Source organism: Citrobacter sp. wls826 (assembly GCF_005281245.1).
In the GTDB taxonomy this organism is placed as follows: domain Bacteria; phylum Pseudomonadota; class Gammaproteobacteria; order Enterobacterales; family Enterobacteriaceae; genus Citrobacter; species Citrobacter braakii.
Genome location: NZ_SZWS01000023.1, coordinates 16,621 through 27,531 on the forward strand (window position 1 = coordinate 16,621; position 10,911 = coordinate 27,531).

10 protein-coding genes are annotated in these 10,911 nt (G+C 52.4%); 2 read left to right on the forward strand and 8 right to left on the reverse strand.

Features of this window, described 5'->3' with window-relative positions:
* Nucleotides 1-82 precede the first annotated feature (82 nt).
* The 7 genes from acpP to yceD all read right to left on the reverse strand — a co-directional run bounded on the left by acpP (nucleotide 83) and on the right by yceD (nucleotide 5,111).
* Nucleotides 83-319: an acyl carrier protein gene (acpP, locus tag FDW87_RS04710; RefSeq protein WP_000103754.1), complete on the reverse strand. Its 237-nt coding sequence runs from the start codon at nucleotides 317-319 to the stop codon at nucleotides 83-85.
* A gap of 155 nt (nucleotides 320-474) precedes the next feature.
* Complete coding sequence (gene fabG, locus FDW87_RS04715) at nucleotides 475-1,209, reverse strand: 3-oxoacyl-ACP reductase FabG (RefSeq protein ID WP_016152641.1); 735 nt, start codon at nucleotides 1,207-1,209, stop codon at nucleotides 475-477.
* A 12-nt stretch (nucleotides 1,210-1,221) separates the two neighbouring features.
* The gene (gene fabD / locus FDW87_RS04720) at nucleotides 1,222-2,151 is read right to left on the reverse strand and encodes an ACP S-malonyltransferase (RefSeq protein WP_046274754.1); all 930 of its coding nucleotides are present in this window, start codon (nucleotides 2,149-2,151) and stop codon (nucleotides 1,222-1,224) included.
* Between the two features lie 15 nt (nucleotides 2,152-2,166).
* A complete protein-coding gene (gene fabH / locus FDW87_RS04725) occupies nucleotides 2,167-3,120 on the reverse strand; it encodes a beta-ketoacyl-ACP synthase III (protein WP_016152639.1) in 954 nt (317 codons plus the stop codon).
* Between the two features lie 77 nt (nucleotides 3,121-3,197).
* Entirely contained in the window at nucleotides 3,198-4,277 is a 1,080-nt protein-coding gene (gene plsX, locus FDW87_RS04730; RefSeq protein ID WP_071601761.1) for a phosphate acyltransferase PlsX, read from the reverse strand.
* 122 nt (nucleotides 4,278-4,399) lie between these two features.
* A complete protein-coding gene (gene rpmF, locus FDW87_RS04735) occupies nucleotides 4,400-4,573 on the reverse strand; it encodes a 50S ribosomal protein L32 (protein ID WP_003036242.1) in 174 nt (57 codons plus the stop codon).
* 16 nt (nucleotides 4,574-4,589) lie between these two features.
* Nucleotides 4,590-5,111 carry a 23S rRNA accumulation protein YceD gene (yceD, locus tag FDW87_RS04740; protein ID WP_003036239.1) on the reverse strand — a complete coding sequence of 174 codons (522 nt, stop codon included), beginning with the start codon at nucleotides 5,109-5,111 and terminating at the stop codon, nucleotides 4,590-4,592.
* Between the two features lie 197 nt (nucleotides 5,112-5,308).
* On the opposite strand from yceD, the gene FDW87_RS04745 reads away from it, so the two are divergent.
* Nucleotides 5,309-5,893, forward strand: coding sequence for a nucleoside triphosphate pyrophosphatase (locus FDW87_RS04745; protein ID WP_016152637.1), 585 nt, complete (start codon nucleotides 5,309-5,311; stop codon nucleotides 5,891-5,893).
* 91 nt (nucleotides 5,894-5,984) lie between these two features.
* On the opposite strand, the gene rluC is transcribed toward FDW87_RS04745, so the two are convergent.
* Nucleotides 5,985-6,938 (reverse strand): 23S rRNA pseudouridine(955/2504/2580) synthase RluC, encoded by a 954-nt coding sequence (gene rluC, locus FDW87_RS04750; RefSeq protein ID WP_049259723.1) that lies wholly within the window; start codon nucleotides 6,936-6,938, stop codon nucleotides 5,985-5,987.
* 698 nt (nucleotides 6,939-7,636) lie between these two features.
* Between rluC and rne the strand changes: the two genes are divergently transcribed.
* The gene (gene rne, locus FDW87_RS04755; protein WP_137379498.1) at nucleotides 7,637-10,867 is read left to right on the forward strand and encodes a ribonuclease E; all 3,231 of its coding nucleotides are present in this window, start codon (nucleotides 7,637-7,639) and stop codon (nucleotides 10,865-10,867) included.
* The last annotated feature ends 44 nt before the right edge of the window (nucleotides 10,868-10,911 follow it).

Genomic DNA, 10,911 nt, shown 5'->3' on the forward strand with positions numbered 1-10,911 from the left:
TGTCCTCCAGGGAGGGAAAATAATTCAAGTGGGATAAAAAGATAAAACTCAGGCGGTCGAATGACCGCCTGGAGATGTTCACTTACGCCTGGTGGCCGTTGATGTAATCAATGGCAGCCTGAACGGTAGTGATTTTCTCAGCTTCTTCGTCCGGAATCTCAGTATCAAACTCTTCTTCCAGAGCCATTACCAGCTCAACGGTGTCAAGAGAATCTGCGCCCAGGTCTTCAACGAAGGAAGCATTGTTGGTTACTTCTTCCTGCTTAACGCCCAGCTGTTCGCCGATAATTTTCTTAACGCGTTCTTCGATAGTGCTCATACTCTTAAATTTCCTATCAAAACTCGCTTTCGCGATGGTTTTCGTAGTGTATAAAATGTTGAAAAATTTGCAACTAAATCCCGGCAGGTCTTACCACGATTTTACGTTATTTTGAGGGCATTCACCCTAATAACGCAAATTTTTTTATCTCGTGGTTAAACCATGTACATCCCGCCGTTGACGTGCAAAGTCTCACCTGTGATGTAACTTGCTTCGTCAGAAGCTAAAAATGCAACCGCACTGGCGATTTCCTGAGCGCCGCCAAGGCGACCCGCAGGAACCTGCGCCAGAATACCCGCACGCTGATCATCAGACAGCGCACGCGTCATGTCCGTTTCAATAAAGCCCGGAGCAACAACGTTTACAGTAATGCCACGAGACGCAACTTCGCGCGCCAGTGATTTACTGAAGCCGATCAGACCCGCTTTCGCCGCAGCGTAGTTAGCCTGACCCGCATTTCCCATGGTACCAACCACAGAACCGATAGTGATAATACGCCCATGACGCTTTTTCATCATAGCTCGCATTACCGCTTTTGACAGACGGAAAACAGATGACAGGTTGGTTTCGATGATATCGTTCCACTCGTCATCTTTCATGCGCATTAACAGGTTATCACGAGTAATCCCGGCATTATTGACCAGGATATCGACTTCACCAAATTCTGCGCGAATATTTCCCAGAACAGATTCGATAGATGCCGGATCGGTCACATTCAACATCAGACCTTTACCATTTGCACCCAAGTAATCGCTAATGGCCTGCGCACCGCTTTCGCTGGTTGCAGTACCGATAACTTTCGCGCCACGGGCAACGAGTGTTTCAGCAATTGCGCGGCCAATGCCACGGCTTGCACCGGTAACCAGCGCGACTTTTCCTTCAAAACTCATGGTCTTCCTCTTTTATTGCTCTAGCGCCGCAGATAATGCCGCCGGCTCATTCATTGCCGAAGCAGTCAGGGTGTCAACAATACGTTTCGTCAAACCGGTCAGAACTTTGCCCGGACCAACTTCATACAGGTGCTCTACGCCCTGGGACGCCATGAATTCAACGGTTTTAGTCCATTGAACCGGGCTGTACAGCTGGCGAACCAGCGCATCGCGAATAGCGTCTGCATCTGTTTCGCACTTCACGTCGACGTTGTTCACAACCGGAACAGTCGGCGCGTTAAAAGTGATTTTTTGCAGTTCAACGGCCAGTTTCTCAGCAGCAGGCTTCATCAGCGCGCAGTGAGAAGGAACGCTGACCGGCAGTGGCAGAGCACGCTTAGCGCCAGCCGCTTTACAGGCTGCGCCGGCACGTTCTACGGCTTCTTTATGCCCGGCAATCACCACCTGACCTGGTGAGTTAAAGTTTACCGGTGAAACCACCTGACCTTCGGCAGACTCTTCACACGCTTTAGCGATAGCAGCGTCGTCCAGACCGATAATAGCAGACATGCCGCCAGTGCCTTCCGGTACCGCTTCCTGCATGAATTTGCCACGCAGTTCAACCAGACGTACGGCATCGGCAAAACCGATAACACCCGCACATACCAGCGCAGAGTATTCGCCCAGGCTGTGACCAGCCATCAGCGCAGGTGTTTTACCACCCTGCTGCTGCCATACGCGATAAAGCGCAACAGAGGCAGTCAACAGTGCTGGCTGCGTCTGCCAGGTTTTATTCAGCTCTTCGGCCGGTCCCTGCTGAGTCAACGCCCACAGATCATAGCCCAGCGCAGCTGATGCTTCAGCAAAAGTTTCTTCAACAATTGGGTAGTTTGCTGCCATTTCAGACAACATCCCAACGGTCTGGGAACCCTGCCCCGGGAACACAAATGCAAATTGCGTCATGTTTAAATCCTTATACTAGAAACGAATCAGCGCAGAGCCCCAGGTGAATCCACCCCCAAAGGCTTCAAGCAATATCAACTGCCCAGCTTTAATACGCCCGTCGCGGACGGCTTCGTCCAGCGCGCACGGTACGGAGGCCGCGGAGGTATTGCCATGTCTGTCGAGCGTCACGACAACATTATCCATCGACATACCCAGCTTTTTCGCGGTTGCGCTAATAATGCGGAGGTTTGCCTGATGCGGCACCAGCCAGTCCAGTGCAGAACGATCGAGATTATTTGCTTCCAGCGTTTCATCAACGATGTGTGCAAGCTCGGTCACCGCGACTTTAAATACTTCGTTACCCGCCATCGTCAGGTGGATCGGGTTTTCCGGGTTCACGCGATCGGCATTAGGCAGCGTCAACAGTTCGCCATAGCGACCATCAGCGTGCAGATGCGTAGAAAGAATGCCGGGCTCTTCTGATGCGCTCAGTACAACGGCACCTGCGCCATCACCGAAAATAATGATCGTCCCGCGATCGGTTGGATCACAGGTACGAGCGAGGACATCTGAGCCAACCACCAGAGCATGCTTCACTGCGCCAGACTTAACGTACTGGTCAGCAACGCTCAGGGCGTAGGTGAAACCGGCACAAGCGGCTGCAACGTCAAACGCCGGACAGCCTTTGATCCCCAGCATACTTTGGATCTGGCATGCCGCACTTGGAAATGCGTGTGTGGATGATGTGGTGGCAACCACAATCAGACCAATTTGTTCTTTGTCGATGCCCGCCATTTCAATTGCACGGTTTGCGGCGGCAAAGCCCATCGTCGCAACTGTTTCATTTGGCGCTGCAATATGGCGTTCACGGATACCTGTGCGAGTGACGATCCACTCATCAGATGTCTCAACCATTTTTTCCAAATCGGCGTTAGTACGCACTTGTTCAGGCAGATAGCTGCCAGTACCAATAATCTTCGTATACATGTACGCTCAGTCACTTTTTGGTTATATACCGCCACGAGCAAATCGCTGATACGTTGGCAGCATTCACAAACGCACCGTTATCTGTGTGCTCGCGAGTTTGCGTTTTCGCCACCGTCCAGCAGTTCGAATCCAGCTGGGTATACAGATTCCAGGCGAGCGGCAATTCGCTGAGGAACTTGTCGCTGCACCGCCTGCACTGCCTGTTCAATCGCGACTTCAAATGCTCGCTGATTGGCCGCACCATGACTCTTAATCACCGTGCCGCGCAATCCTAACAGACAGGCGCCATTATACTGGTCGGGGTTGAGGTGACTAAATCGCCTTGTCAGGCTTTTTTGTAACCAACGTTTTAATAACAGCAGCCACCACGACCGTTTTTTGCCCTCACCCTGAGACTTCAGCAGTGAAAGGAACATTCTGACAACACCTTCCATCGTCTTTAATGTGACATTACCTGTAAAGCCGTCACAGACCAACACATCAGTTTTGCCAGTCAGTAACTCATTGGCTTCAAGATAGCCGATATAATTGATAGAAGGGATTGTTTTTAGCACTGCAGAAGCATCCCGAATACTGTCGAGACCCTTGGTTTCTTCTTCACCGATATTGAGCAACGCAACACGGGGATTGGCAATTCCAACCACCTCTTCTGCCAGCACGGAACCCATGACGGCAAATTGCACCAACATCGTGCTATCACAATCCACGTTGGCGCCCAAATCCAGCACCACCGTTTTGCCCTTTTGCTGATGGGGTAAAACCGTCACCAGCGCAGGACGCTCAATCCCCTCAAGGGGTTTGAGCAATAACTTCGCAAGTCCCATTAGCGCGCCTGTATTACCGGCGCTCACACAGGCTTCCGCTCGTCCTTCTTTCACGAGCTCCAGGGCAACGCGCATTGAGCTTCCACGACTGGCGCGAATAGCTTGCGAGGGCCGGGCATCACTGGCAATAACTGACTGAGCAGGGATAATCTGCAGACGTGAACGTTGTTCGAAGTCAGCTTTGGCAAGTAATGGCGTGATTGTATCGGGATCCCCGACTAAAAGAAGTGTGAGTTGCGAATTAGAATTCAGTGCCTGCAATGCTGCAGGCACTGTCACGGTAGGGCCAAAATCACCCCCCATGACATCTAACGCCAGGGTTAGACGTGTCAAGGTATCGTCGCTGCCCGGTTAGGTGTTTCCCCAGTTACCCGGGGAAAGCCTCACTAAGCTTCATCACGCGTGTGCTCTTTGTCTTTCTCACCGTAGCGGGAAAGCCATTGAGTCATGCGTGATTACTTAGCGATTACCTTACGGCCACGGTAAAAACCGTCGGCAGTGATGTGGTGACGCAGGTGTTGTTCACCAGAAGTTTTGTCTACAGACAGGCTGGTGACTGCGGTCAGAGCGTCATGAGAACGACGCATGCCACGTTTGGAACGGGTTGGTTTATTCTGTTGTACGGCCATGGACCTTACTCCTCAATTACTTACGCTTTAAGCTGGCTAATACGGCAAATGGGTTTGGTTTTTGCGCTTCATCAGGCAATTCGCCAAAGACCATGTCCGCCTCGGACACTTCACAGTGTTCAGAATCATGCACCGGAACTACCGGCAAGGAGAGGATAATCTCATCTTCAACCATTGCAAGCAGATCGATTTCACCGAATTCGTTAACCTCAATCGGCTCATACGCTTCCGGGAGTGCTTCAGCCTGCTCGTCAGAACGGACAGGACTAAAACAATATGTTGTGTGAACATGAAGTGGGAACGGTTTCCCGCAACGCTGACATTCGAGCGTAACCGACACCTTTGCATCACCGGTTATAACGGCAAGGCGCTGGTTATCGATAGCGAACGACATGGAGCATTCCACATCACTGTCCACACTGACTACAGAATCGGCGACACGCTCAACCAGATCAGAAGTATAGATACCTTCATAATCGAGGCGTTTCTGAGCCGTACGAACCGGATCAAGAGTCAGGGGTAATTTTACCTTTTGCATAGGGCGCGCATATTAACTTTGTAACGTCATATAGTCAAAGAAAAAGGCAGCCTGTGGTTGCCTTTTGCCAATAATTCGCACACATTGCGGGTCATCGACTTAAAATCGCTCAACACAAGCCATTACAGCCAGCTTGTAGGACGAAGTCCATAGTTTAAAATGGCTCTCATCAATACGCTATATGCGAGGGAAAAAATATGCCTCAACTTATTCTTGCTTCTACCTCTCCCTGGCGTCGCGCTTTACTAGAAAAACTGGCAATCCCGTTCGAATGCGCAGCACCAGAGGTTGATGAAACGCCGTTACCTGGCGAAGCCCCCCGGCACTTAGTCTTGCGACTGGCGCAGAAAAAAGCGCAATCTCTCGCCCACCGTTATCCATCGCACCTTATTATTGGTTCCGATCAAATTTGTGTTCTCGATGGTGAAATAACCGGCAAACCGTTAACAGAAGAAAATGCACGCCAGCAGTTACTCAAAGCCCGTGGCAATATTGTGACGTTTTATACCGGACTGGCACTGTATAATTCTGCGACCGGACATTTACAAACTGAAGTTGAACCGTTCGACGTCCATTTTCGTCACTTAAGCGAAACGGAAATTGAAGATTACGTGCGCAAAGAGCGCCCGCTGCATTGTGCCGGTAGTTTTAAAAGCGAAGGATTGGGCATTGCACTTTTTGAGCGCCTGGAAGGCCGCGACCCAAATACCTTAATCGGTTTGCCGCTAATCGCACTGTGTCAAATGCTGCGACGAGAAGATATGAACCCGTTAAAAGCCTGACGGGTTGACGGTTGTACAGGCCTAATCCTGTAGGCCTGATAGGCACAGCGCCTTCAGGCCTACAGGTAATGCGCGATAATATCAATGCGCATCAGCCTTTACTGCGTAACACCTCAAGGCAGCGCTTCAACTGCTTATCCATTGGCGCTTCAATACGCATTACTTCACCCGTCCCAGGATGAGTAAATTTCAACGCTGCGGCGTGCAAAAAGAGCCTGCTCAGTCCGGTATCCGCCAGTTGCTTATCGAATTCACGATCGCCATAGCGGTCGTCAAAGGCAATCGGATGTCCGGCATATTGTGTATGCACGCGAATCTGGTGCGTGCGTCCGGTCACGGGACTGCAGCGCACAAGCGTAGCAAACGCGTAACGCTCTTCCACTTTAAAGCGCGTTTCCGATGGCTTGCCTTCCTGATTCACCCGCACGATACGCTCGCCGCTTTGCAGAATGTTCTTTAACAGCGGGGCCTGCACGGTTTTGACATGGGACTGCCACTGGCCGCGTACCAACGCGAGGTAATCTTTCTGCATGCCTTTTTCACGCAGTTGTTCATGCAACGAACGCAAGGCAGATCGTTTTTTGGCCACCAGCAGCACGCCGGAGGTATCCCGGTCAAGGCGATGCACCAGTTCAAGGAAACGCGCTTCCGGGCGCAGCGCACGTAAGCCTTCAATGACGCCAAAGCTTAAGCCGCTTCCACCATGCACGGCCGTACCTGAAGGCTTGTTAAGCACCAGAATGTGGTCATCTTCATATAAAATGACATCGGTCAGCGCCGCGACCTTCTGCAAATTCGGTGAAATGGCCTCTTCTTCACGTTCAGCGACACGTACAGGTGGAATACGCACAATGTCCCCGTCTTCGAGTTTGTACTCGGGTTTAATGCGTTTTTTGTTCACCCGCACTTCGCCTTTACGCAAAATGCGATAAATCATACTTTTCGGCACGCCCTTGAGCTGGGTGCGCAAAAAGTTGTCGATGCGTTGCCCTGCTTCGTCGGCAGTAATGGCAACTGTTTTTACGGCTGGAGTCTCTGTTTTCATGGGGGCCGATTTTAAATAGCCATCAAGATTCGCGCCACACATTTTTCTATGCTTATATTAACTGCTATACCTTATTACTTAAGTTTGACATAGCCGATTTGGTGGTTATTAAAGCAATCACTACGCGGAAGTGAAAAAACTGTGAGTAACCGGGTGATAAATGGCAAAAGTCATCTTGCTATAACAAGGTTAGCAGTGGAATAATGAGGTTGTTTCCGTGTTGAATCTTGTTAAAACAAGACCTTTTCCGGAATGACCCAATTTTGCCCGACCGATCATCAACGCAGCAATGGCGTAAGACGTATTGATCTTTCAGGCAGTTAGCGGGCTGCGGGTTGCAGTCCTTACCGGTAAGTGCTCTATAGATTTCGCGTTGTAGGAAGGCGGCAAGTCTGGGAACCCCAGGTGCTTACTCCTGTAAGTGGTTGGGGTAAGAAGATGAAGCCAACGCACCCACAGCGTGAAAGACGATAAGCACAATGGAAGCTTCTCTGGAGAGTAACACCCAGACTGTTCCCCTGATAATTGCGCTGTGTTTCCGTATGAAATACAGGCAACCGACACTCTGCGCCTCTTTGAGCTGACGATAACCGTGAGGTTGGCGACGCGAATAGACACGAGGCCATCGGTTCACACCCGGAAAGGCATTACTCTGCCCGCAGCTTAGTCGTCAATGTAAGAATAATGAGTAAGTTACGATGAAAAGAATGTTAATTAACGCGACTCAGCAGGAAGAGTTGCGTGTCGCCCTTGTAGATGGGCAGCGTCTGTACGATCTGGATATCGAAAGTCCTGGACACGAACAGAAAAAAGCCAACATCTATAAAGGCAAAATTACCCGTATTGAACCGAGTCTGGAAGCTGCTTTTGTTGATTACGGCGCTGAACGTCACGGTTTCCTCCCGTTAAAAGAAATTGCCCGCGAATACTTCCCCGCTAGCTACAACTCCCATGGTCGTCCCAACATTAAAGACGTGTTGCGCGAAGGTCAGGAAGTCATTGTTCAGATCGATAAAGAAGAACGCGGCAATAAAGGCGCTGCGCTGACCACCTTTATCAGCCTGGCAGGTAGTTATCTGGTTCTGATGCCGAACAACCCGCGCGCGGGCGGCATCTCCCGTCGCATTGAAGGCGACGACCGTACCGAATTAAAAGAAGCGCTGGCAAGCCTGGAACTGCCTGACGGCATGGGGCTTATCGTGCGTACCGCAGGTGTCGGCAAATCTGCCGAAGCGCTGCAGTGGGACCTGAGTTTCCGCCTGAAGCACTGGGAAGCGATTCAAAAAGCCGCTGACAGCCGCCCTGCTCCGTTCCTGATCCATCAGGAAAGCAACGTTATCGTTCGCGCATTCCGTGACTATTTACGTCAGGACATCGGCGAAATCCTCATCGACAACCCGAAAGTTATGGAGATGGCGCGTCAGCACATCGCCGCGCTGGGTCGTCCGGATTTCAGCAGTAAAATCAAACTGTACACCGGTGAAATTCCGCTGTTCAGCCACTATCAAATCGAATCTCAAATTGAGTCCGCGTTCCAGCGCGAAGTGCGTCTGCCGTCCGGCGGCTCAATCGTTATCGACAGCACAGAAGCGCTGACCGCTATCGATATCAACTCCGCACGCGCGACCCGCGGCGGCGACATTGAAGAAACTGCGTTCAACACGAACCTTGAAGCAGCCGATGAAATTGCTCGTCAGCTGCGTCTGCGCGACCTCGGCGGCCTGATCGTAATCGACTTCATTGATATGACGCCGGTTCGTCACCAGCGTGCGGTTGAAAACCGTCTGCGTGAAGCCGTGCGCCAGGACAGAGCGCGTATTCAGATCAGCCATATTTCTCGCTTCGGCCTGCTGGAGATGTCCCGCCAGCGTCTGAGCCCGTCGCTGGGTGAATCCAGCCATCACGTATGCCCACGCTGCTCCGGCACGGGTACCGTACGTGATAACGAATCACTGTCGCTGTCTATTCTGCGTCTGATCGAAGAAGAAGCGCTGAAAGAAAATACGCAGGAAGTTCACGCTATTGTTCCTGTGCCGATCGCATCCTACCTGCTCAACGAAAAACGTACCGCGGTAAATGCCATCGAGACGCGTCAGAATGGCGTGCGCTGTGTGATTGTGCCAAACGATCAGATGGAAACCCCGCATTACTCCGTGCTGCGCGTACGCAAAGGGGAAGAAACACCAACCCTGAGCTACCTGCTGCCGAAACTGCATGAAGAAGCGATGGCATTGCCGACGGAAGAAGAGTTCGTCGAGCGTAAACAGCCAGAGCAGCCGGCATTGGCCACCTTTGCTATGCCAGAGGTGCCGCCAGCCCCTGCTTTGCAGGAACCTACTGCGAAGGCCGCCGCGCCTAAAGCCGCAGCAGCGACCGCGGCCGTCGCCGCGCAGCCAGGTTTGATTAGCCGTTTCTTCGGCGCACTGAAGTCCATCTTCAGCGGTAGCGAAGAAGTGAAACCGGTTGAACAACCTGCGCCGAAAGCTGAAGAGAAAACCGATCGCCAGCAGGATCGTCGTAAACCGCGTCAGAACAATCGTCGCGACCGTAACGATCGTCGTGATAATCGCGACAACCGTGGCGAGCGTGATAACCGTAACGAGCGTTCAGAAAGCGGTGAAAACCGTGAAGATAACCGCCGTAACCGCCGTCAGTCGCAGCAGCAAAATGCGGAAGCACGCGATAACCGCCAGCAGTCTACTGAGGTCGCCGACAAAGCGAAATCCGGTGATGACCAGCAGGCTCCGCGTCGCGAGCGCAACCGCCGTCGCAACGATGATAAGCGTCAGGCGCAGCAGGAAGTTAAAGAGCTGAACCTGGCAGAACAACCTGCGCAGGATACCGAGCAGGAAGAGCGCGTTCGTCAGCCTCAGACTCGCCGTAAACAGCGTCAGCTGACTCAGAAAGTTCGTTACACAGACAGCCCGGCTGTTGAAGCCGAAGTCGCTACTGCCGAGGTGGTCACTGAAACGGCTGTCGCTCAACCAACTGAACAGCCCGTACCGGCACAGCGTACTGAACTGGCGAAAGTTGATCTGCCTGCCGTCGTTGCGACTGAGCAGGAAGACAACAGCGAAGCGCGTGACTCTAATGGTATGCCGCGTCGTTCCCGTCGCTCACCTCGCCATCTGCGCGTCAGTGGACAACGCCGTCGTCGCTATCGTGACGAGCGTTACCCGGTTCAGTCGCCTATGCCGTTAACGGTTGCCTGCGCATCTCCAGAATTAGCGTCCGGTAAAGTCTGGATCCGCTACCCTGTTGCTCGTCCTCAGGATCAGCAGGTTGCAGAGCAGCGCGAGCAGGAAACGCCAGTCGCCGTAGAGCCTCAGGTTGCTGCAGCTGCCGTTGAGCATATTGTGAACGCCCCTGCGTCGGTTGAAACCGTACAGCCAGAGGTGGTCATTGCTGAACCTCAGGCTACCGTCGTTGAAACCACGCATCCGGAAGTCATCGCTACTCCGGTCGAGGAACAACCGCAAATTATCGCTGAATCTGACGCGCCTGTTGCTGAGGATACCGCGGCGAAAGCCGAACCTGTCGCTGAAATAGTGGCTGCGCCGGTTGTCGAAGAATCTGCGGAGGTTGTTATTTCTCAGCCTGAAGTGGCTGGAGAGATTGCCGAGGTTGTGGAAACAGCGCCAGTGGTTGAAGAAGTTGCCGCGCCGCAAGAGGTTGTTGCCGCACCTGTCGTCGAAGACGCAGTCGCTAAGGCTGAAGTTGTCGCAACCCGCGTTGACGCAGAACATCTTCACAGCCACGCGGCCGCCCCGATGACCCGTGCTCCGGCACCAGAGTATGTGCCTGAAGCGCCGCGTCATAGTGACTGGCAACGCCCGGAATTCACCTTTGAAGGTAAAGGTGCTGCAGGTGGACACAGCGCCACGCACCAGGCGACTGCGCCAGCAACGCGCCCGCAGCCCGTTGAGTAAGTCATAATCAACATCAAAGCCGACCTTCGGGTCGGCTTTTTTTT

Excerpts from the sequence above, each read along its gene's own strand:
- rne (WP_137379498.1), top strand. The coding sequence starts at position 7,637 with ATGAAAAGAATGTTAATTAACGCGACTCAGCAGGAAGAGTTGCGTGTC.
- rluC (WP_049259723.1), bottom strand. The coding sequence starts at position 6,938 with ATGAAAACAGAGACTCCAGCCGTAAAAACAGTTGCCATTACTGCCGAC.
- rpmF (WP_003036242.1), bottom strand. The coding sequence starts at position 4,573 with ATGGCCGTACAACAGAATAAACCAACCCGTTCCAAACGTGGCATGCGT.
- fabH (WP_016152639.1), bottom strand. The coding sequence starts at position 3,120 with ATGTATACGAAGATTATTGGTACTGGCAGCTATCTGCCTGAACAAGTG.
- yceD (WP_003036239.1), bottom strand. The coding sequence starts at position 5,111 with ATGCAAAAGGTAAAATTACCCCTGACTCTTGATCCGGTTCGTACGGCT.
- FDW87_RS04745 (WP_016152637.1), top strand. The coding sequence starts at position 5,309 with ATGCCTCAACTTATTCTTGCTTCTACCTCTCCCTGGCGTCGCGCTTTA.
- fabG (WP_016152641.1), bottom strand. The coding sequence starts at position 1,209 with ATGAGTTTTGAAGGAAAAGTCGCGCTGGTTACCGGTGCAAGCCGTGGC.
- acpP (WP_000103754.1), bottom strand. The coding sequence starts at position 319 with ATGAGCACTATCGAAGAACGCGTTAAGAAAATTATCGGCGAACAGCTG.
- fabD (WP_046274754.1), bottom strand. The coding sequence starts at position 2,151 with ATGACGCAATTTGCATTTGTGTTCCCGGGGCAGGGTTCCCAGACCGTT.